Here is a 23,323-nt window from a genome sequence, read left to right as displayed (position 1 = left end):
AATTAAAACTCTCTTCTAGCACACATGATTTCGGCGCTACACACTGTTTTGCCGTCAACTTTAGCTTCAGCCGCAAATTTCCATATGTTACGACGCTCTTTCAAAAACTTAACATGAAGATGCATGGTATCACCTGGCACAACCGGCTGCTTGAAACGAGCATTGTCTACGGCTGCAAATAGGTAAAGTTCGTTTTCATTACGATTTTCAACCGTTTTAAACCCTAATAGACCCGTTGCTTGTGCCATTGACTCTAATATTAGCACACCAGGAAAAATCGGCTGGTTTGGGAAATGGCCGGTGAAAATGGGTTCATTAATCGATACGTTTTTAATTGCATGTAACGATTCACCAGGGGTGAAATCTATAACGCGATCAATCAGAAGCATCGGGTAACGGTGCGGTAATAAACTTAAAATTTCTTGAATATCAAGGCTATTTAATTCGTTTGCCAAAATAGCATCCTTATTAGTGTTCAACGTTCATGACTTATTCAATGCTTCAAGCGCTTTTAGACGTGACTTCATGTCTGAAAGGTTACGCAAATGAGCAATTGATTTTCGCCATTCTTTGTTAGTCGTATGAGGCATACCGGATGAGTAAATACCCGGTTCGGTGATTGATTTAGTCACCATACTCATACCAGTAATTATAACACCATCACATACAGACATGTGACCGTTAATTGCGGTCATGCCGCCAATCTGGCAATTTTTACCTATGCTGACACTGCCTGCAAGTACAGTACAACCGGCAATTGCAGTGCCTGACTGAACTTCAACGTTGTGTGCTATTTGACACTGATTATCAATAATAACGTTACTGTGAATAATAGTGTCATCGAGTGCACCACGATCTATGGTGGTGCTTGCACCAATTTCGACTTTATCGCCAATGATCACTGAGCCTAGTTGTGGAATTTTAAGCCATTGACCACGTTCATTCGCATAACCAAAACCGTCGCTGCCAATAACAGTATTCGCTTGAAATAAACAGTCTGCGCCAATCTCAACATCATGATAAACGCTCACACTTGACCATAGTTTGGTGCCTGAGCCTATTTTAACACGTTCACCAATAAAACTGTTCGGACCAATTTGTACGTTATCGCCAATCACAGCGTCAGCTTCAATTACAACATTCGCGCCTATGGATGCGCTTTTACTGACTTGCGCACTGGCATGTATAACCGCACTTGGGTGTATACCACTAATGGCACTACGTGGCGTGGTATCCATTAACTGAGCGAGTTTAGCGTAATTCACATACGGATTGGCGACGATGATTTTGTTGCCTGAAAAATAAGGCGCATCCTCAGGGCCCAGTATCACAGCACTGGCTTGTGTTGTTTCAAGCTGAGAGCGATATTTCTTGTTCGCTAAAAATGCAATATGCCCAGTCTGGGCATTTGCAAGTGTCGCTATTTTTTTTATTTCTAAAGCGCCATCACCTTGAAGCTCAGCGCCTAGAAGTTCCGCAATTTGCGAAAGCGTATAATTTTGCATAGATTAATTATTTCTTACTTACAGCGTCTACAACTTTATCAGAAAGATCAGTTACTTCTTTAGGGTTAAAGTAAATTGTTGTGTCTTTTACTTTAACTTCGTCAAAGTCACCTTTTTTAGCAATCTCTTGGATAGTTTCAATGATTAAAGTCTGAACTTTAGCCAACTCTTGATTTTGACGTGCTTTAATTTCTTGCTCTAACGGACGACCCTTTTCAGCAAGGTTTTTTTGCATACCTTGAATTTTATCACGTAATGCGTCTTTTTGATCTTGACTCATTGTGGTGCTTTCACGCTTAAACTTTTCAGCTTCAAAGCGAATATCGCCTTGTAACTTTTCAAGCTCTTGACGACGCTCAGCAAATTCAGTTTGTAAAGACTGTTCAATTTTAGCCATTTGTGGAAGCTGCTTGTAGATTTCTTGCATATCTACAATACCCACTTTATGAGCAAAAGCATTAACTGATGTACCCATCATAAGTGTAGCTAAAACGGCAACTGCTGTTGATTTGAATAATTTTTTCACAAAAAACTCCTTTAGAAAGTGTTACTAATATTAAAACTGATGGTCTTGGTATCGTCATCTTCTTCTTTTTGCAACGGATACGCAAAGCTGATCAGCATAGGACCCATAGGTGAGATCCACTGTAATGATAAACCGGTTGCAACCCTAAAGCGCATTGGATCTGAATAATCATCTAATTTTGCACGCTCATCAATACCTAAGTTTTGATAGCGATCAACACTGAATTCGGTATCCCATACATTGGCAGCGTCAACAAAGAAACTCGTACGCACCGAACTGGTATTTTCTTCATCTAAGAACGGTGTAGGAACAATAAGCTCCATACCTGCCACTGCTTTAGCATTACCACCAATACGACCTTGTGGTATTAGCACGTCAAACTCTGACGCCCCACCAATATTACCTGTGGTTGTACCATCACCCGATGGCGTGCCTGGTATAGATTGCGGTACTCGTGATACTGCACGCGGTAAGATAGTATTTCTATCAAAGCCACGTAGTTCCATTTCTGTAATACGGAAATACTCTTGGAATGGCAGCGTCTGCTCATACCCGTTAGTAGAGCCATAACCATTACCGTAACCTAATGCCGCACGCGTTGAGAACACCCAACGATGATCGTTTGAAATCGGCCAGTAAAAACGTGAATCGTAATTTAATTTAAAGTATTTTAAATCTGAATTCGGCGTTGTTGCTGTTAGGTTTAATGTTTGTCTTGAGCCAGCGGTTGGGAATAAACCACGGTTTACCGTTACACGCGACCAACCTACACTTAACTCATACTTGGTAAACTCAAAGCCCGCATCAGGGTTCTCTGGATCGAGGAAGGTTTCACGTAATACACGTGTTTGCTCATATTCAGCGATATCTGATAGTTCTTCTTCTATCCAACGAACCCCAAAGTTAATACGGTTAATGGCATCAATTGGAAAACCAATGTTTGTCCCAAGGCCATAACTTTTTGACTTATAGTCAATCAAGCTAAACTGGCTAGCATCGTAGTTACTGTAAAAAACGCTGCTGCCTTGCGATACGCCATCTGGCGTAAAGTAAGGGTCTGTGTACGACACACTGACACGCTCAGAGCCACGCGAGGTATTAATGTTAAAACCAATTTGGTTACCTGTGCCTAAAAAGTTAGATTCAGTTACACCAATATTAAATTGCAGACCTAGGTACGAACCATAAGCAAGACCGGCATTGAAGCTGCCCGCAGATTGCTCTTTAACAGTAAAATCAACATCTACTTGGTCATCTACACCTGGAACAGGCACTACGTTAAAGTCAACAGTTTCCATATAAGGTAAGCGTTGAATTTGCAATTTAGAACGCTCAAGGTTTTGGTTAGATAGCCATGCACCTTCAAGCTGTGTCATTTCACGACGTAGTACTTCATCAGCTGTATTTTGGTTACCACCTACAATAATTCGACGAACATAAACACGTTTTCCAGGGTCAACTGACAAAGTTAGTTGTACTTCTTGGTTTTCGTCATCAATTTCTGGAATGGTGCGTACTTCAGCGTTAGCATATCCAAAACGAGCTAAGTAACTTTTTATAAACTCTTCTGAAGAAGTCACCACCGAGCCATTATAGAGCTCTCCGGTACGAAGTGGAATAACACTTTTTATTAGTTCTTCTCGGCCGAGTAAATCACCGATAAAATCAAAGCCTTTCACTTTGTATTTTACACCTTCGGTGATATTTGCCGTTACATAAACCGATTCACGCTCAGGACTCACTGATACTTGAGTTGAATCAATATTAAAACGCAAATAACCACGGTCTAAATAAAAGCTACGAATTTTCTCTAAATCGCCTTCAATGGTTTGTTTTTGATAGCGGTCGCTACCCATAAACTGCCACCATGGTAAGTCTTGCTGCGACTCAACTAGTTGCAATAATTCTTCGTTTGAGAAAAGCTCATTACCCACTAAGTTAATTTGACGAATCGAGGCTGCATCGCCTTCGTCAAACTCAAGTCTTAATTTAACGCGATTACGTGGTAATTTAGTGACACTGATCTCCACTTTTGCATTGTATTTACCAATACTGTGAAAAAATTCAATCAGGCCTTTTTCGATGTTATCGATTACCGTTTTATCAAGCTGCTCGCCTTGGCGAATATCTTGTTGATCGAGTGACTGATTTAACTGCTCATCTTTTATGTCTTTATTGCCTTCAAATTCAATAAAGCTAATGGTTGGACGTTCAGTTACTTTAAAAATAACGCTATTACCATCGCGTAACGCTTTTATATTGTCAAAGTGACCAGAGCGATAAAGTGACTTAATTGTTTTTGAAATTGTATATTCATCAACATTGTCCCCCACGTTAATAGGAATATGCGTTAATGCAGCACCAAGTGCAACACGTTGCAATCCCTCAACTTTTAAATCTTCAACAATAAAGGAGCTTTGGCCTAGGGCTGCAAAGCTTGCACCCAATAAACTTGAAACTACCAAATGTTTTTTTATAGCCATTTTATTATCTTTATCCTTTACAACTGTATTACCGCTTAGCATCGGAAATTAAATATTTACGAGCTTTACAATCGTGTTCTAATTTGTCGTTACCACGCTTACATAACTACAAGCGGGATACATCATTGAACAAAGCGAAACATGTTAGAAAAATGAGTAGCAAGGCTCCCACTTTAAAACCAAACTCTTGTGTCTTTTCAGAGACTGGCTTTTTACGAAAAAGTTCAATTATGTAATACATTAAGTGCCCACCATCAAGCACTGGCAGAGGAAGTAAATTAAATACTCCCAAGTTAACGCTTATCAAAGCTAAAAAGCTTAAAAATGCGACTAACCCATAACTAACACTGGTGCCGGCGCCTACGGCTATGCCGACGGGTCCACTTAGGTTTTTAACCGACACTTGGCCTGTTATTAAGTTACCTATCATGTCAAAGCTCAGCGTAATTAAACGCCATGTTTCTTTTGTGCCCAGCACAATACTATCTAGTGGCCCATAATGTCTAGTCTCTACAAAATCATCAGGCCACTGCTCTACAACGGGAGCAACACCCAAAAAGCCTTGCTCTATGCCATTACTGACGACCCGGCGCTTTGGAGTAACTGTTATTGTTTTTATACTATCTTGTCTTTTTACACTAAATTGTAAGGATTTGTTAGCCGATTGAGTAATAAGATTAACTAATTGCTGCCAACCGCTCATTGTTTCACCATTCACAGCTAAAATAACGTCGTTAACCTGTAAATTAGCCTGTTCAGCAGCTGAGTTTTTAGTAATAGCGGCAATAACTAAGGTTGCCTGAGGACGAAACGGTACAATACCTAACGAACTGAGCGGCGGTACATCTTGTTGATCAAGCTTCCAACCATCTAGGTTAAGTGTTTGCACTGTTTGCTGATAATTTTCGTTACGTAAGGTTACGGCAACGCTTTTATCACCTAAATGAGACATCAAAGAAAAGGTCGCATCTTGCCAATTACTTATGTCGTCATCACCAATTTTAATAATTTGTTGGGTTGGCATAATACCGGCCTGTTCAGCTCGGCTGCCTTCAACAACACTACCCACAACAGGTTTTATGGTTTGCACACCTACCATGTACATGGCCGCTAAAGCAAAAATAGCGAACAAAAAGTTCGCCATCGGCCCTGCTGCCACAATGGCTATGCGGGCTTGAACTGATTTAGCATTAAACGATAAATGACGTTGATTTTCGGGTACTTCATCAACACGCTCGTCTAACATTTTTACGTAACCACCGAGTGGGATTGCCGCAATCACGTATTCAGTATTGTATTTGTCGTACCATTTTAGTAAGGGTTTACCAAAACCAATTGAAAAGCGCAGTACTTTAACGCCCGCCTTACGTGCCACCCAGAAATGACCATATTCATGAACGGTCACTAGAATACCGAGTGCGAGTATAAACGAGCCTAAATTCCAAAAAAAATCGAACATTTTAATGCACCACTTTGGTTATAAACTGCGCTGCGCTCAAACGTGCTAAACGATCACACTCTAAAATTTCATCGAGCGTTTGCACATTGGTAAACTTTGCTGCCTCTAACGTTTTCGCATTCACTTTATAAATATCAGTAAAACTAATTTGCCCCTGCAAAAATGCATTTACAGCCATTTCATTAGCAGCATTCACCGTAGTGGTTGCGCCCTGTCCCGCATCACACGCGGCAATTGCCAATTTTAAATTAGGGTAGCGCGAGAAATCAGGTTTGGTGAACGAAAAATCACAAATATCAGAAAAGTTTAATGGTTTAACACCCGCATCAATTCGCTGTGGAAAGGCAAGTGCATGTGCTATCGGGGTGCGCATATCAGGGTTACCCATTTGCGCTAAAATAGAGCCATCTTGGTATTGCACCATAGAATGGATAATACTTTGAGGATGAATCACCACATCAATATCGCTTGCATCACAGTTAAATAACCATTTTGCCTCAATAAACTCTAAGCCTTTGTTCATCATTGTAGCTGAGTCTACCGATATTTTTTGCCCCATAGACCAATTAGGGTGAGCAACCGCTTCATTGACGCTAACGCTATCAAGCGTATTAATATCACGGTTTAAAAATGGGCCACCAGAACCGGTTAGTAAAATTTTGCTAACCCCATGATGCTCAAGTTTTGCTTCACCTTGGGTATTTTGTAACGCACCAGGTAAACACTGAAAAATAGCATTATGTTCGCTGTCGATGGGTAATAAAGTTGCTTGATGCTTTTTAACTTTATCAATGAATAACTGACCCGACATCACCAGTGACTCTTTGTTGGCAAGCAATACTTTTTTGCCCGCTTCAACAGCGCTCAAGGTAGGGAGTAATCCGGCTGCACCGACAATCGCTGACATAACCGTATCAACATCACCATGAGCACAGAGCTCACTCATGGCTTTCTCGCCATGCATTACTTGTGTTTTACTCTCATGCTTTAAAAGCGCAGAAAGCTGCTTAGCCGCCAATTCAGATGCCATTACAGCATAACGAGGCTGGTGAGCTATACACAGTTCAGCCATTTTTTTTGCATTTTGTCCTGCGGTCAATGCAAAAACTTTAAATTGCTGTTGGTTTCTTGCAACAACATCTAACGTGCTAAGACCTATCGACCCCGTCGCACCCAAAATAACCAGTTGTTGCACAGCACTCATAAGCTAAGCGTCCAAGCAAAGCAAATAACAAACATCGGTGCTGCCGCAGTTAAACTATCAATACGGTCTAAAATACCACCGTGACCTGGTAAGCAACTGCCGCTATCTTTAAGTCCCGCTTCGCGCTTAAACATACTCTCAAGTAAATCACCTACCGCAGAAAACAAGGCAATAAACGCTGTCATAACTGCATAAATAGGCCATACAGAGGTATCAACGTTAGTGTAATAACAAAAAGCCAGTACAAATAACACCGCAGCAACCACGCCACCTGCGAGGCCTTCTATGGTTTTATTTGGACTAACTTTAGGCATTAACTTATGTTTACCAAAACTTTTACCTGTAAAGTAAGCGCCTATATCGGCACTCCATACAATGCCTAATACAACTAAAATAAGCACAGAGCCATAGTGAGTAGATTCCGTATATTGCGCACTACGCAGTGTGTTAAGTGCAAGCCATAGCGGTACTAAGGTCAACAAACCAGCAATGCCGCGCATCACAAGCCCTTCGTTCCACCCTTTGGCCATAGCAGGGTAACGCCACACTAAATAACTGGCTACCAACCACCAAGAAAACGACAAGGTAAATAAGTAATTAGCATCGCCTACAAGTTGACCATTTTGCCATAGAGTCTCTATAGGCCAATGCAAATTGAGTAACCCTAGTAATACTGCCACTAATAATACAAAGGCGCCACGTTTTAGCTTATCGCATAGTCCCATAAAGGCAGACCACTCCCACGCGCCCATTAATACAATAGCACCCGCAAAATAACTAAATAACGTTAGTGGGGTGTAAAAAACCAAAGCCAGTGCTAATGGCGCTAGCACTAGTGAGGTTAAAATACGTTGTTTTAACAAAATGATGACCCTTAATCTATTTTAGGTTTGAGCGAGTAATTGTTTTATTTGTTCGCCCGTGCAACCAAAACGTCGCTCTCTGGCAACGTAACATGCAATGGCCTCTGCAAAAGCAGCTTCATTAAAATCAGGCCAAAGTGTATTTGTGAAATAAAGTTCAGCGTAGGCTGCCTGCCAAAGTAAAAAGTTACTAATTCTGACATCGCCGCCGGTACGGATCAATAAATCAGGCTGAGCTTGATCTGCCATACTCATATGCTGTGCAATATGTTCTTCTGTAATATCTGCTGGGTCAATTTCTCCATTCGCTACTTGTAAAGCAACTTGCTTAGCAGCGTGAGTCATATCCCAGCGACCACCGTAATTTGCCGCAACATTTAAGTGCAGCCCGGTATTGTTCGCTGTTAGTTCTTGAGCTGTATGTACTTTAGCGCGCAAGCTTTCAGAGAATCGAGATAAATCTCCAATGATGGTTAGTTTTACGTTATTTTTTTGTAGCTTTTTAACTTCTTTACTCAGTACAAATAAAAAAAGCTCCATAAGTGTATTTACTTCGTCTTCAGGGCGGCGCCAGTTTTCACTACTAAAAGCAAATAAGGTTAACGATTGTATTCCTAATTTAGTACAAAACTGCACGGATTGACGAACTGCATCCACGCCTTTTTTATGCCCATATACACGAGGTCTATTTCTAGCTTGTGCCCAACGCCCGTTCCCATCCATGATGATGGCAACATGTTTAGGTAAACATTGCTGTGAAATTGTATCAGCGTCTAGAACCATAAATTTTGTGTATTCCATAAAAAAACGCCGCCTAGTATACCCCAGACGGCGTTTCAAAACTAATAATTTTAACCTGTACCCGTGATAATAAATCTACATAAAGCAAATAATTATACAGCTAACAACCTTGTATTTACTGATCATCGAGCCAATAGTAAAGAGTAAACACAATCTGCTACCCTTTAAAATCAAACAATTAGAGTTAAGTGCGAAGGCATATAAACAACGACTTAGTTACTTTAGTAAAGCTGTTAATCCGAGCCTAGATTAGCAATTAGATTTCCATCAACTCAGCTTCTTTCGCTGTTAGTTGCGTATCCATTTCTTTGATAAACTTATCAGTGATTTTTTGGATAGCATCTTCAGCTTGACGCGCTTCATCTTCAGAGATGTCTTTATCTTTTAATAAGTTTTTAATATCGCCATTTGCATCACGACGAATGTTACGAATGGCAACACGACCGCTTTCTACTTCACCACGTACGATTTTAATTAAATCTTTACGACGTTCTTCAGTCAATGGAGGAAGTGGTACACGGATCACTGTACCTGCAGACATTGGATTTAAACCAAGGTCAGATGCCATAATGGCTTTTTCAACAGCTTGCGCTAATGACTTATCAAATACACCAATAGCCAATGTACGTGAGTCTTCAATTGTTACATTTGCAACTTGGTTTAACGGTGTTGGTGCGCCGTAGTACGACACCATGATGCCGTCTAAAATTGCAGGATGAGCACGGCCAGTACGAATTTTAGATAATTGACTACCAAGTGCTGCTACACTTTTTTGCATGCGCGCTTGCGCATCTTTTTGAATATCGTTAATCACGGTTTAATCCTAATCTAGTTACTAACTTCATCTGAGGCTTGTGAAGAAATAAGGGTTCCTTCTTCTTCACCCATTATTACGCGTTTTAATGCGCCTGATTTATTCATATTAAATACGCTCAATGGCATATTATGGTCGCGAGCTAATGTAAATGCCGCTAAATCCATTACTTTTAGTTCTTTATCAATAATTTCATTGTAGCTTAAGTGACGGTAAAGTGTCGCATCTGGGTTTTTAACCGGATCATCGCTAAATACACCATCTACTTTGGTTGCTTTAATTACTGTGTCAGCTTCAATTTCAATGCCACGTAAACACGCTGCAGAGTCAGTTGTGAAGAACGGGTTACCCGTACCGGCTGCAAAAATAACAACACGACCTGTTTTTAATAAGCTAATGGCTTCTGCCCAGTTATACGCATCACATACGCCATTTAAAGGAATGGCTGACATTAAACGGCAATTTACAAATGCACGGTGCAACGCATCACGCATAGCAAGACCATTCATGACAGTTGCAAGCATTCCCATGTGGTCGCCAACAACGCGGTTCATACCCGCTTCGGCTAGTGAGCCACCACGTAAAAAGTTACCGCCACCAATAACTAAACCCACTTCTACGTCGAGTTCTACGAGCTCTTTAATTTCTTGTGCCATACGATCTAAAACTTTAGGGTCGATGCCGAAGCCTTCGTCTCCCATTAAAGCTTCACCACTTAATTTGAGAAGAACACGTCTAAAAATAGGTTTGCGATTGATAGTCATAGTTTTGGGGCCAACTTTTATTGAATTATGGATAAAAAATAACCGCGCTTATGTTAAACATAAAAGCGCGGTTATTTTAAAGAATTTCTAAGCGTGACGCAAAAGCAAATAGTACTTTAATTGCATGTATTTTCCTTTGGCATCACAAATAGCTAATCTTACTTAGCTTTAGCAGCTGCAATTTGAGCAGCAACTTCAGCAGCAAAATCTTCTTCTTTCTTCTCGATACCTGCACCAACTTCCATACGTACAAAGCCAGTAACTGTTGCGTTTTTCTCTTTAAGAATTTCGCCAACAGACTTTTTAGGTTCCATGATGAAAGCTTGACCAGTAAGAGAAACCTCACCAGTGAATTTTTTCATACGACCAACAACCATCTTCTCAGCGATTTCAGCAGGCTTGCCTTCATTCATCGCGATGTCGATTTGTACTTGCTTTTCTTTTTCAACAACATCAGCAGGTACATCATCTGGCGTTAGGTAGTCTGGGTTTGAAGCAGCAACGTGCATTGCAACGTGCTTAAGTGTTTCTTCATCAGCAACACCTGCAACAACAACACCAATACGCTCGCCGTGACGGTACTCAACTAGTTGCTCACCAGTGATGTACTGAAGACGACGTACATTGATGTTTTCACCAATTTTAGTTACTAGCTCAACACGATCTTCTTCAAACTTAGCTTGTAAGTCTTCGATAGATGAAGTGTCAGCAATAGCAGCATCTGCAACTTTATTAGCAAACGCTAAGAAGCTTGCATCTTTAGCTACGAAGTCAGTTTGACAGTTAACTTCTACAAGTACTGCAACACCCGCGTTTTGCTTGATGATGATAGTACCTTCAGCAGCGATGTTACCTGCTTTTTTAGCAGCCTTTGCAGCACCGCTCTTACGCATGTTTTCAATCGCTAACTCGATGTCACCATCAGTCTCAGTTAACGCTTTTTTACAATCCATCATGCCAGCGCCAGTACGCTCGCGTAATTCTTTAACTAGGGCAGTAGTTACAGCCATTAGTAAATCCTCAAATCTGAAATCAGGTTTAGATAAGCGGGTTACCCGCTCCACAAGAATAGCAAGTCTTCACCTTTAGAAGATGAAGACTTGATGACAGCTAATTACTCAGCTTCTACGAAGTCATCTTTTTCAGCTTGAGCAACGATGTTACTCTCACGGCCTTCAGTGATCGCAGCTGCAACAGCACTAGTGTAAAGGTTGATTGCACGGATAGCATCATCGTTACCAGGTACGATGTAATCAACACCGTCTGGGTTAGAGTTAGTATCAACGATTGCAACAACTGGGATACCTAGGTTGTTAGCTTCACGGATAGCAATGTGCTCGTGGTCAGCATCGATTACAAAGATAGCGTCTGGAAGGCCACCCATGTTTTTAATACCACCAAGGCTTTTTTCAAGCTTGTCCATTTCACGAGTAAGCATTAACGCTTCTTTCTTAGTTAACTTCTCGAAAGTACCGTCTTGGCTTTGAGCTTCAAGGTCTTTAAGACGCTTGATTGATTGACGAACTGTTTTCCAGTTAGTCAACATGCCGCCTAACCAACGGTGGTTAACGAAGAATTGATCGCTTTGTAAAGCAGCTTCTTTTACTGCTTCGCTTGCTGCGCGCTTAGTACCAACGAAAAGAACTTTACCTTTGTTTGCAGCAGCACTAGATAAAAACTTAAGTGCAGTGTTGAACATTGGTACAGTTTGCTCAAGGTTGATGATATGTACACGGTTACGTGCGCCGAAGATGAAAGGCTTCATCTTAGGGTTCCAGTAACGTGCTTGGTGACCAAAGTGAACACCAGCTTGAAGCATATCGCGCATTGAAACGTTTGCCATTTTGTAAATCCTCTAAGTTGTTTAGGGTTAGGCCTCCACATATCCCATAGCACCAACACCGCAGTTAAATGAAACTGAAATGCACCCAAGTGTATGTGACGATACGTGTGTGTGTTAAAATAAAATTGTGTTTGCCTTAAATACAAAAAATCATTTAAGAATTTATTTGTAAAAAGACGGCGCGCTTTATACCATATTAAAATTAAATACTCAACGTCTCGTGCAAAAATTGTGCGACGATAATCATCTAAAAACGCAACTTTGGAGCCTCAATGAGCGCTGTGATTAAGACCCCTGAAGAAATCGAGAAAATGCGTGTAGCCGGCCGTTTGGCTGCTGATGTGCTAGAAATGATCGAACCACATGTGGTACCAGGTATCACCACCGATGAGCTAAATACAATTTGTCATGATTATATTGTTAATGTGCAAGATGCCGTTCCTGCTCCTCTTAATTATCATGGTTTTCCAAAATCAATTTGTACCTCGGTAAATCATGTAATTTGTCACGGAATTCCGAACGACAAAGCATTAAAAGACGGTGACAGTGTCAATATTGACATTACTGTTATTAAAGATGGTTACCATGGTGATACTTCAAAAATGTTCCATGTTGGCACACCTAACATTCAAGGCAAACGCCTTGCAGAAGTGACTCAAGAAAGCCTTTACCTTGCCATTAAAATGGTAAAACCGGGTGTTCGCCTTGGTGATATTGGTGCAGCTATTCAAAAATATGCAGAGAGCTTTAATTACTCTATCGTACGTGAATACTGCGGGCACGGTATTGGCAGTGAATTTCATGAAGAACCACAGGTAATGCACTACGGAAAACCAGGTACAGGCGAAACATTAAAAGCCGGTATGTGTTTAACAATCGAGCCCATGGTCAATGCAGGCAAACGCCAATGTAAATTACTAAAAGACGACTGGACTGTGGTAACAAAAGACCGTAGTTTATCAGCTCAGTGGGAACATACCTTACTGGTAACTGAAAATGGTGTTGAAATTTTAACACTACGATCAGATGATACTATCGATAGAATCATCGAGCACTAATCTTAGTGTGCGCTTAATCATGATACTAAGCAGGCTTTAGCCTGTTCACAGATTAAGTGGTTTGCTGCAAAGGGAAATATCATGATTTATTCCCTTTGCAGTAAACACAGTATAAAAATAACTTAATCCAAGACTTATAATGCAGTCCATATATAGGAGCCAGCCTAAGTGGCATTACCTAACAAAGTAAAAAAGTTGCTCAATGATGCTCAGCAACTTAGCGAATACCGCGATTGCTCTGCCTATTTTTATAAATGGTTGCATAATGAATTCTCAAAACAACCCGTTGGTAATCTAATAAACGCCCGTGCAGAATTTATAGACCGGTTACTGATTAAACTCTTTCATGTTTTCGATTTAGCCCACGAGCCAGATCTCGCTTTAATTGCTGTAGGAGGTTATGGTCGCGGTGAACTTCATCCCTACTCCGACATTGACTTTTTACTGCTTGTTACCCAGCAACCCAATGACGATATTTGCGAAAAAATTGGCCAGTTTGTCACTATGCTGTGGGATCTTAATTTAGAAATAGGTCACAGTGTACGCACCATTGAACAAGCCATAGAGCAAAAACGTGAAGATGTTACCTTTGCCACCAGCCTACTAGAAAGCCGATTAATTTTCGGCAACCATATTGAATTCGAAAAGCTCAAAAGTCACCTCATCGAAAGGCCTGTATGGGGCTCTGGAGAGTTCTTTGTTGCAAAAGTACAAGAGCAAAATTTACGCCACAAAAAATGTCATGGTACGGCTTATAATTTAGAGCCTAATATAAAAGAAAATCCAGGCGGGCTGCGCGACTTACAAACCATTATTTGGGTTGCAAAAAAACACTTTAGAGCCGAAACCCTTCAAGAGCTGATAAATCACGGCTACCTAACTCACGAAGAATACCAAGAACTGTTAGAGTGCCTTGAAAATTTATGGAATATTCGCTTTGCTTTGCATTTAGCCGCAGGTCGCTCAGAAAACCGTTTATTATTCGATCACCAACCGCAAGCGGCTGAAATTTTGGGTTTTGGTAGTGATGGAAAAGCCTCTGTTGAGCGCATGATGAAACGCTTGTTCAGAATAATGAGCCGGGTTCGTGAACTTAATCAAATGCTACTTTCGTACTTTGAGCAAAGTATTTCACCAGACAGTAGCCAAGCCACTGTTGAAGAACTTGATCGTAATTTTGAACGCGTTGGCCATCAAATTCGGGTAAAAAGTCCGTCAGTATTTTTTAGGCGTGACCAACTTTTTGTATTATTTGAGCACATTGCTGATCATCCAGAAATTACCCATATATACCCAAGCACTATTCGAACTATCCGCCAAGTACGTCGTCGCTTATTAGGTGACTTACAAGATTATGCCGCGTGCCGCGAAGCTTTTTTACGTATTATAAAGCACCCTAACGGCATGGGCCGTGCGTTTACGCTAATGCATAAGCACGGCATGATTGCAGCTTACCTTCCGCAGTGGCGCAATATTTTTGGCCAAATGCAGTTTGATTTGTTTCATGCCTATACCGTAGATGAACATACCCATAAATTAATTAATAATATTTACCAATACTTCGATAAAACCAGCATTAGTGAATTTCCAATTTGCAGTGAAATAGTCACGCGCATGGATAAACCCGAATTACTGTATTTGGCTGGTATTTTTCATGATATTGCTAAGGGGCGAGGAGGAGATCACTCAGAGCTGGGCGCTGTTGATGCCATAACGTTTTCAAAGCTGCATGGTTTTGCTTCTTCAGATGGTAAGCTCATAGCGTGGTTGGTAAGCAACCACTTACTTATGTCGGTAACTGCGCAACGTAAAGATATTAACGACCCCGATGTAATAAAAGATTTTGCATCGCGAGTAAAAACCGAACGCCAACTCGATTACCTCTATTGTTTAACCGTGGCTGATATTCGAGCCACCAATGACAACCTATGGAATGACTGGAAAAACACGCTGCTGCGCGAGCTTTATTTGCACACACAGCGCGCCTTGCGCCTTGGGCTTGAAAACCCGATGGATCAACGCGACCAAATTCGTGATAAAAAGCACCAAGCTAAGCAACGCCTGCTTAATTTGCATTATCACGAGGAGCAAATTGACTTAATTTGGAGCCGTTTTAAAGCAAATTACTTTACCGCTTTTAGTGAGCAACAAATTTCTTGGCATACTGAGCACTTACTCAAGTGCACTGATTTAAGCCAGCCCAGTGTTATCGTTTCTAATAAAGCGATGCATGGCGGTACCCAAGTGTTTGCTTATAGCCCCTATTCAGGTGCGCTCTTTGCTCGACTGGTTAGTGTTATTGGCTCTAAAAAAGCGCAAATTCAGCACGCCCAAGTACTGACCACCAAAGATGGCTACGTACTGTTCAACTTTGTTATTTTAGAAGTTAACGGCGAGCCGATTGCCAGTAGCCGCGCACAATCGATTAAACGCGGATTAGAGCAAGCGCTTAATGATCCACGTAAAAAAATACGCTTTAAAAAGAGCCGATCACAGCGTTTTAAAGACTTTAATATTAAACCTAAAATTGTACTGCGCCCGCATCCTCGTAAGGATCGTAGCTTAATAGAAATTCAAGCGGTTGATATACCTGGACTATTAACTAAAATAGCCGAGGTTTTTCAAGCTTACTTACTCCACATACATGCCGCACGTATTACCACGGTAGGCGAACGTGCAGAAGATTTCTTTGTGGTATCAAATAACGAATATCAAGCGCTGACTGATGAAGAGCAAGCAAAAATTCATCAGGCATTACGTAAAAAACTCAACGCCGAAATTGAATAAGAGGACACTATGTCAGATTTAAAAACCATGATTGAAAATGCGTGGGATAACCGCGACAGCATTAGCCCTGCTACAGTATCAAGCGATGTTAAACAAGCGATTATAGATGCGCTTGAGCTATTAGATAGCGGCGCTGCTCGCGTTGCAGAGAAAATTTCAGGCGAATGGGTTGTTCACCAGTGGCTTAAAAAAGCAGTACTACTTTCATTTAGAATTCGTGAAAACCAGCCAATGAACGACGGCGTAAATCAATTTTACGATAAAGTACCGCTTAAATTTAGCGACTACACGCCCGAGCAATTTCAGCAAGGCGGCATGCGTGTCGTACCCAACGCCGTTGCTCGTAAAGGCAGCTTTGTAGGTAAAAATGTCGTATTAATGCCATCGTACGTAAACATCGGTGCATTTGTTGACGATGGCACCATGGTTGATACATGGGCGACAGTGGGCTCATGTGCTCAAATTGGTAAGAACGTACACTTATCTGGCGGCGTAGGCATAGGCGGCGTTTTAGAGCCGTTACAAGCAAATCCTACCATCATTGAAGACAACTGTTTTATTGGCGCACGTTCAGAAATTGTTGAAGGCGTAATTGTTGAAGAAGGCGCCGTTATTTCAATGGGTGTTTACATCAGCCAAAGTACCCGTATTTACGACCGTGAAACCGGTGAAATTCACTATGGCCGCGTACCTGCCGGCGCAGTTGTGGTTCCAGGTGCTCTACCTTCAAAAGATGGCAGCCATAGCTTGTATGCGGCTATTATTGTGAAAAAAGTAGACAAACAAACTCGCGAAAAAGTGGGCATTAATGCCCTACTGCGCTCGATTGATGATTAAGAGCAGCTGTAAGTTTTTAGCTGTTAGCGCTAAGCAGGTTGATGTTAAACGTAGGTTGGGTTGAATAAAACGAAACCCAACGACACATTAAGTTAATGTGTATTCGCTAAAATTTAATTACATACAGAAAAAGCCCTAAGCTTGTATAGCTTTAGGGCTTTTTTAGTGATTTTAAAATACTTTCTCACAAACCTGCACCCTTTAATGGCGTTGCTTTGTTAGATGCCTACAACTATAATGAATTGACGCATAGTTCGATTGTCGAGGTTACGTTGTTGCGGCTTTTTGTAATAAGTTGGTTGATATTATTATGTTCAAAACACCTCTTTGCTAATGACTTCAATACCTTTGAAAAAAAATTAGACGAAGCCGAAGATTATCTTACTGTTAATCCAGCTCAATCTATTACTATTTTAGAAAACCTCACAGGGTTACAACTCATGCCGCCAGAATTATTTATTCGCTGGCACCTTATCTATGCCCGTACAGCAGTACCTACAAGTCACTATGACAAGCTTTATACATCGATTGAAGCAATATTTCAGCATCATCAAACTGACTATTTCAAACAAAAGCTGACCACCATTATGAGTGCCTTGGGAATATGGCTTCGCCATGCAGAATATTTAGACGATGCCCAATATTCATTTAAATGTGCTTACAAATATGCGCAAAACGATCGTCAACGGCTAACACTCACCAACAGCATAGCATTGGTTGCTCGCTCGCAAGATGACTTTGCAAAAGCGCGTGCCTTGTACCTTGGTAGCCATAAAATCACCACACAATTACAGCTTCCCAATGTAACCGCATTGATAGAGAGTAACTTAGGTTATTTAGCCCTAGATGAGGGCAACATACCCGAAGCTGAGCGCTATTTTAGAAGTGCATTAAGTAATAACCAAAACATTGATAAACGCGCGGGGCAAATCTCAACCGGACTTAATTTATTAATGGTTTTTTTGATTCAAGAGCAGCAAATTAACTTTGAGCGACTCTATAGCCCAACAGCCACATTAACCCATGCCTTTCCCAACGAAGCAAAACAAGCATTACTTCTTTGGCTTGAAATAGGCTACAAAAATTTGACCGGTGGTTTTATAAGCCAAAAAGACAAACAACAGTTACAAACAGCTTATGAGCAATTAGAAAGTGATAAAATGAAACTACTGGTCGCGCGCTATTTAGCCAACAAACTAGATGTAGCTGTAACCTTACCCGCTTCTATTGTCGCTAAGGACTTTACCAGCCCTTGGTTTGAGCTGGTAAAGCAATGTGATTGGAAACGCTAAGACTCGATTTAGCCCTTAGCATGTAAAAGTCTATCCCCCTCTAAAACAGCGGCATTAACACTCCTATATCAAATTTCACTTACTTTCTTTTTTAAAACCAATCTGCTGTAAATATTAACTTTAATTTAAAAAAGTGTCGTTTTTAAGCTGCAAAATTAGCCAACCATAGTGAATTTATAATAAGGTAGTTAGGCATACTTGAAAGTTAGCAATTAATATTAAGGATTAATATGACAAAAACTGCTTTACGCTCAACCATTTTGCTACCCGTATTTTTGCCTGCAGTATTTATTATTCTACTTTTGGTAATTGGTACAAGTAGTAACCCTGAACTCGCTGGTCAGGCATTTAGTGTTGCCCTTGCGTGGATAACAGAAACCTTTGGCTGGTTTTATATGTTGTCTGTCGCTATTTTCTTGGTATTTATTGTCTCGGTCGCGGCTTCTAGTTGGGGGAATATAAAATTAGGCCCCGATCATGCACAGCCACAATACAGCTTTGGTGAATGGTTTGCCATGCTCTTTTCTGCCGGTTATGGCGTGGCACTGCTTTACTTTGGTGTTGCTGAACCTGTGCTGCATTACGCATCCCCGCCATCGGGGGCGGCTGAAACCGTTGATGCCGCCAAGCAGGCAATGCAAATTGCCTTTTTCCATTGGGGATTTCATATTTGGGCTATCTATGGAATTGTTGGTTTAGTGCTTGCTTATTTTGCATTTCGCCATGGCTTACCACTGTCTATTCGCTCTGCCTTGTATCCACTTATTGGCGATAAAATTTATGGCCCAATCGGCCATACTGTGGATGTATTTGCCATATTAGGTACTTTATTTGGTATTGCTACTACACTAGGGCTTTCGGTGACCCAAATAAATGCAGGCCTACATTACTTATGGCCAAACATCCCTATTAATACCACAGTGCAAATTACGACCATTGCCGTTATTACTGCCGCAGCTACGCTCTCAGTAGTTGCTGGTATGGATAAAGGGGTTAAGAGATTATCAATTGTGAATATGACCTTAGCGGTTTCACTAATGGCTTTTGTGTTTTTCATTGGCCCAACTATTCACATCTTAGAATCATTTTTACAAAATACCGGCAGCTACCTAAGCGGTATTGTTGAGCGTACTTTTAATTTACAAGCTTATAGTCGCAGTGATTGGATTGGTAACTGGACTTTATTTATATTTGGCTGGACGATTGCGTGGGCGCCGTTTGTCGGGATGTTTATCGCAAAAATTAGCCGCGGCAGAACCATCAGACAATTTGTTGTTGGCGTAATGTTAGTTCCTACTATTTTTACTTTTTTATGGTTCTCAGTGTTTGGCGATACAGCACTGAATTTAATAATGAATGAAGGCTTTGATACGCTCATTGGTGATGTACAAGCAAATCATGCCGTGGCGTTATTTCAATTATTTGAAGTGTTACCACTATCATTTTTCATTTCACTGCTCACCGTAATTCTGATCATAACTTTTTTTGTTACATCATCTGATTCAGGCTCTTTAGTCATTGATTCACTCGCCTCTGGTGGAAATATCAATACGCCGGCTTGGCAACGCGTGTTTTGGGCGGTACAAGAAGGTGCTGTGGCGGCTGTCTTATTAGTGGCAGGCGGACTTAGTGCACTGCAAACCATGACCATAGCCAGTGCCTTACCCTTTGCTGTTATTATGTTAATTGCCACTGCCGGGCTTTGGCGAGCTCTAAAAATTGAAGGCCATCGCGATACCAGTCTACAAGCACATTCACTTAATGGTCGTAATATCGATCTATCCCATTGGAAACGCCGTTTAGCGGCTATGGTTAATTACCCTAATAAAGAAAAAGTACATGCTTTTATTGGCAGTGTAGTAGTTGAGGCAATGAAAGCCGTACAAGCAGAATTGAAATCTCGACAATGGCATGCCGTGGTCGAATTTGATACTGATTTAGGACGCGCTCATTTAACTGTACTACGTCATGAGCATGTGGATTTTGTTTATGATATTCGCCTTACCGAGCACCCTATGCCGAGCTTTGCTTACTCAGAGCTGCGGCCAAATAATGATAATAATGATAATAATGATAATAATGATAATAATGAAATGTACTATAAGGCCGACGTGTTTTTACGTCGTGGTGGTCTATCATACGATGTTTATGGCTACAGTGAAGATGATATTGTGAAAGATATTCTTGATCAGTTTGAGAACTACTTACACTTTCTAGGTAATAGCCCAGGCGAACTTCCTTGGGATATGGCCGAACATGATGACATGTTAAATACCGATAAAGCTTAACGGATGCAGTCAATATTGGTAAAACGGTAATTAAAAATAAAAAAGGCACTGTAAAGTGCCTTTTTATTTACTCAAATATAATTAATTACAGGGCGTTAAATACGTCATCTGTTTTAGCAGCACAAATAAAATCGTTTTTATGCAAACCTTTAATTGAATGGCTCCACCAAGTAACAGTTACTTTACCCCATTCGGTTAATAGACCAGGGTGATGGCCTTCGTCTTCAGCCATATCGCCAACTTTATTAGTAAATGCAATAGCCTGCTTAAAGTTTTTAAACTTATAAACGCGCTCTAATTGCATAATACCGTCGCGTACTTCCGGCACCCAATCAGGGATTTTTTTAATTAATTCAGCCAATTCTGCATCAGATACTTTTGGTGCATCTGCATGACAGGCTTCACATTTTTGTTCACTTAATGAAGACATTTTAAATCCTTAATTCTAGTGTTACTTTTATTAAAAAACTAACTAGCTAATTTTTCTTTTGGGGGAAATTTCGGCTCATGTAAACCAAGCGCCTTAGCTTGCTCAACTAAAGTCATTATATCCATTTGCGATATTTCAAACAGATCATGAATCGAATTAATCGTATAATACAATGGTTGCATAATATCTATACGGTACGGTGTACGCAGTACATCTAATACATTCATTGAGTTTATCTCTGGTGTATCTGAATACACGTATTGGGTTTCCCCTGGGCTTGATAAAATACCACCGCCGTAAATACGTAATCCTTTTTCGGTTTGCATCAAACCAAACTCAACGGTAAACCAGTACATGCGTGCTAAATAAACGCGATCTTTTTTCTCTGCCGCGTAACCTAGTTGCCCATACTTATGGGTAAATTCAGCAAAGTCAGGATTGGTTAGCATGGCACAGTGACCAAATATCTCATGAAAAATATCGGGCTCTTGTAAATAGTCAAATTCTTCACGGCTACGAATAAAGGTCGCTACAGGAAATTGCTTGTTAGCGAGTAACCTAAAAAACTCATCAAAATCGATAAGTGCAGGCACAGGTGCAACTTGCCAACCTGTGGTTGCTAATAGGACTTCGTTTAGCTCACTAAGCTGTGGGATACGGTCATGAGGCAGGTTGATTTTTTTCAACCCTTCCATGTACTCATCACAGGCTTTGCCTTCAATGCACGCAAGTTGGCGTGCTACAAGCTCAGACCAAATTTTATTTTCTTCATCGCTCCAATGTATAACGCCATTTTCATCTGGTGTTTTGGAGGTGTAATTACTTGCTTTAGCCATAAATACCTTCTTTGGGTTTAAACCCTAAATCGGTGTCAAAATAATAGCCACGTGCTCGGCTATTCGATGTAGCCATACTATGCAAAAGTGAACAAAAGTTTAATAGCTTGACTCAGATCAATACTTTCGCAGATCGCACAGATCGTAAATTTATAATTACACCAAAGCAAAGATAAAAACACACCCCACATTTAACAGTACTTACAGATCGAAATTTCTGTAAACAATAAGCTACACCTTACGATATTTTAGTAAATGCTTGGTTGAGATCGTTAATAATATCGTTAACATCTTCAAGCCCAACAGATAAGCGAATTAAACCATCACTAATTCCGGCTGCTAATCTTTCTTCGGGCGTGTAAGGCGAATGGGTCATCGATGCAGGGTGTTGAATAAGTGTTTCGGCATCGCCTAAGCTAACCGCTAAAGTACATAGCTTCATGCTATCAATAAACTGCTCACCGTCGGTTAAACTCCCTTTAATTTCAAAAGCAATAACACCGCCAGCAGCTTTCATTTGCTTACCAATAAACCGATGACCTGGGTGCGACTTCAGTCCAGGATAGTACACTTTACTCACTTGAGGGTGAGCCTCTAAATATTCAGCAATCGTTTGCGCACTCTGACAATGACGCTCTACCCGTATAGCTAATGTTTTTAAGCCTCGGTTAATTAACCATGCATCGTGTGGGCTAATCGTCGCGCCAATATCTTTTAACACCGTCATTTTAATATGTGTAATGTGCTCAAGGGATCCACACACAATACCTGCGACTACGTCGCCGTGACCATTTAAATACTTGGTAGCACTGTGCATAATAATATCGATGCCGTATTGTTTAGGTGACTGTAGCAGCGGCGTTAAGAAGGTATTGTCGACCACACTTATTAAATTATGCTGTTTTGCTATATCACCAATAAGTGCTAAATCAATAACAGCCATCGTTGGGTTTATCGGGGTTTCTGCAAATATCATTTTTGAGTTTGGCTTTATTGCAGCACGTAACTCATCTTCATTGGTCATATCCACAAAGGTGACTTCAATGCCCCAACGCGGCAACATATGCGCAAAAAAAGCAAAGGTGCAACCATAAAGCGCACTCGATGCTACTAAGTGATCGCCTTGTGATAAAAAGCTCAGTACCGAAGCTGATACCGCCCCCATACCTGTAGCCGTTGCCGCTGCAGCCTCACAGCCCTCTAATTGCGCCACTTTTTGTTCAAGTTCAGTGGTGGTAGGGTTACCCAAACGCGTATAAATATAACCTGGCTCATCGCCAGCAAACCGTGCAGCACCCTGCGCAGCATTTTCAAAATGAAATGTCGATGTTTGGTATAATGGCGAGGTTAATGCGCCATGTGGATCATTGGCTTTTTGTGGGCCATGAATACATTGGGTGTGTGGATGATGCTTGCTCATTGTGTGCTCTCGTTTTTATTATGTGTGTCAATTACATAAATAAAACGCACCGCACTTTAAATCACAAGCATGCCGGATGCTCAGATGGCTATTTGTGCAAACTTCACTCAAAA

Annotated in this window: 20 protein-coding genes; 5 read left to right on the top strand and 15 right to left on the bottom strand. The window is 40.9% G+C overall.

What is annotated here, in order from left to right; genetic code table 11:
• Positions 1-2: 2 nt before the first annotated feature.
• From fabZ to rpsB, 12 genes are all read right to left on the bottom strand, one after another.
• The gene (fabZ, locus tag BG00_RS08760) at positions 3-455 is read right to left on the bottom strand and encodes a 3-hydroxyacyl-ACP dehydratase FabZ (RefSeq protein ID WP_036981943.1); all 453 of its coding nucleotides are present in this window, start codon (positions 453-455) and stop codon (positions 3-5) included.
• 27 nt (positions 456-482) lie between these two features.
• Positions 483-1,505, bottom strand: a complete 1,023-nt coding sequence (gene lpxD / locus BG00_RS08755) for a UDP-3-O-(3-hydroxymyristoyl)glucosamine N-acyltransferase (RefSeq protein ID WP_036981941.1) — start codon at positions 1,503-1,505, stop codon at positions 483-485.
• A 7-nt stretch (positions 1,506-1,512) separates the two neighbouring features.
• The gene (locus tag BG00_RS08750; protein ID WP_036981939.1) at positions 1,513-2,031 is read right to left on the bottom strand and encodes an OmpH/Skp family outer membrane protein; all 519 of its coding nucleotides are present in this window, start codon (positions 2,029-2,031) and stop codon (positions 1,513-1,515) included.
• 11 nt (positions 2,032-2,042) lie between these two features.
• The gene (bamA, locus tag BG00_RS08745; RefSeq protein WP_036983418.1) at positions 2,043-4,514 is read right to left on the bottom strand and encodes an outer membrane protein assembly factor BamA; all 2,472 of its coding nucleotides are present in this window, start codon (positions 4,512-4,514) and stop codon (positions 2,043-2,045) included.
• A 106-nt stretch (positions 4,515-4,620) separates the two neighbouring features.
• Positions 4,621-5,973: a sigma E protease regulator RseP gene (gene rseP / locus BG00_RS08740; RefSeq protein WP_036981936.1), complete on the bottom strand. Its 1,353-nt coding sequence runs from the start codon at positions 5,971-5,973 to the stop codon at positions 4,621-4,623.
• A 1-nt stretch (position 5,974) separates the two neighbouring features.
• Positions 5,975-7,177 (bottom strand): 1-deoxy-D-xylulose-5-phosphate reductoisomerase, encoded by a 1,203-nt coding sequence (ispC, locus tag BG00_RS08735; protein ID WP_036981934.1) that lies wholly within the window; start codon positions 7,175-7,177, stop codon positions 5,975-5,977.
• The gene (locus BG00_RS08730; RefSeq protein ID WP_036981932.1) at positions 7,174-8,040 is read right to left on the bottom strand and encodes a phosphatidate cytidylyltransferase; all 867 of its coding nucleotides are present in this window, start codon (positions 8,038-8,040) and stop codon (positions 7,174-7,176) included. The genes ispC and BG00_RS08730 overlap by 4 nt, the downstream gene beginning before the upstream one ends.
• 21 nt (positions 8,041-8,061) lie before the next feature.
• The gene (locus BG00_RS08725) at positions 8,062-8,841 is read right to left on the bottom strand and encodes an isoprenyl transferase (protein ID WP_036981930.1); all 780 of its coding nucleotides are present in this window, start codon (positions 8,839-8,841) and stop codon (positions 8,062-8,064) included.
• Positions 8,842-9,097: 256 nt separating this feature from the next.
• On the bottom strand, positions 9,098-9,619 hold the full coding sequence (frr, locus tag BG00_RS08720; protein WP_215908014.1) for a ribosome recycling factor: 522 nt from the start codon (positions 9,617-9,619) through the stop codon (positions 9,098-9,100).
• Positions 9,620-9,669: 50 nt separating this feature from the next.
• Positions 9,670-10,419: a UMP kinase gene (pyrH, locus tag BG00_RS08715; protein ID WP_016899281.1), complete on the bottom strand. Its 750-nt coding sequence runs from the start codon at positions 10,417-10,419 to the stop codon at positions 9,670-9,672.
• Between the two features lie 158 nt (positions 10,420-10,577).
• Positions 10,578-11,429 (bottom strand): translation elongation factor Ts, encoded by an 852-nt coding sequence (tsf, locus tag BG00_RS08710; RefSeq protein ID WP_013465429.1) that lies wholly within the window; start codon positions 11,427-11,429, stop codon positions 10,578-10,580.
• A gap of 104 nt (positions 11,430-11,533) precedes the next feature.
• A complete protein-coding gene (rpsB, locus tag BG00_RS08705) occupies positions 11,534-12,262 on the bottom strand; it encodes a 30S ribosomal protein S2 (RefSeq protein WP_024601804.1) in 729 nt (242 codons plus the stop codon).
• 272 nt (positions 12,263-12,534) lie between these two features.
• Between rpsB and map the strand changes: the two genes are divergently transcribed.
• From map to BG00_RS08680, 5 genes are all read left to right on the top strand, one after another.
• The gene (map, locus tag BG00_RS08700) at positions 12,535-13,320 is read left to right on the top strand and encodes a type I methionyl aminopeptidase (RefSeq protein WP_008467527.1); all 786 of its coding nucleotides are present in this window, start codon (positions 12,535-12,537) and stop codon (positions 13,318-13,320) included.
• A 168-nt stretch (positions 13,321-13,488) separates the two neighbouring features.
• On the top strand, positions 13,489-16,107 hold the full coding sequence (glnD, locus tag BG00_RS08695; protein ID WP_036981926.1) for a [protein-PII] uridylyltransferase: 2,619 nt from the start codon (positions 13,489-13,491) through the stop codon (positions 16,105-16,107).
• Positions 16,108-16,116: 9 nt separating this feature from the next.
• Complete coding sequence (dapD, locus tag BG00_RS08690) at positions 16,117-16,944, top strand: 2,3,4,5-tetrahydropyridine-2,6-dicarboxylate N-succinyltransferase (RefSeq protein ID WP_008467531.1); 828 nt, start codon at positions 16,117-16,119, stop codon at positions 16,942-16,944.
• Between the two features lie 275 nt (positions 16,945-17,219).
• Positions 17,220-18,236, top strand: coding sequence for a tetratricopeptide repeat protein (locus BG00_RS08685; RefSeq protein ID WP_036981924.1), 1,017 nt, complete (start codon positions 17,220-17,222; stop codon positions 18,234-18,236).
• A 230-nt stretch (positions 18,237-18,466) separates the two neighbouring features.
• Positions 18,467-20,524 (top strand): BCCT family transporter, encoded by a 2,058-nt coding sequence (locus BG00_RS08680; protein WP_036981922.1) that lies wholly within the window; start codon positions 18,467-18,469, stop codon positions 20,522-20,524.
• Positions 20,525-20,609: 85 nt separating this feature from the next.
• On the opposite strand, the gene BG00_RS08675 is transcribed toward BG00_RS08680, so the two are convergent.
• The 3 genes from BG00_RS08675 to megL form a co-directional block, all read right to left on the bottom strand.
• Entirely contained in the window at positions 20,610-20,954 is a 345-nt protein-coding gene (locus BG00_RS08675; protein ID WP_013465435.1) for a 4a-hydroxytetrahydrobiopterin dehydratase, read from the bottom strand.
• Between the two features lie 38 nt (positions 20,955-20,992).
• Positions 20,993-21,790, bottom strand: a complete 798-nt coding sequence (gene phhA, locus BG00_RS08670) for a phenylalanine 4-monooxygenase (RefSeq protein ID WP_036981920.1) — start codon at positions 21,788-21,790, stop codon at positions 20,993-20,995.
• A 238-nt stretch (positions 21,791-22,028) separates the two neighbouring features.
• Positions 22,029-23,210 (bottom strand): methionine gamma-lyase, encoded by a 1,182-nt coding sequence (gene megL / locus BG00_RS08665; RefSeq protein WP_036981919.1) that lies wholly within the window; start codon positions 23,208-23,210, stop codon positions 22,029-22,031.
• Positions 23,211-23,323 lie beyond the last annotated feature (113 nt).

This window comes from Pseudoalteromonas sp. SCSIO_11900 (assembly GCF_000576475.1).
Lineage (GTDB): Bacteria > Pseudomonadota > Gammaproteobacteria > Enterobacterales > Alteromonadaceae > Pseudoalteromonas > Pseudoalteromonas tetraodonis.
The sequence above is the reverse complement of the archived record's forward strand: the minus strand, read 5'-3'. Positions and strand labels throughout refer to the sequence as shown.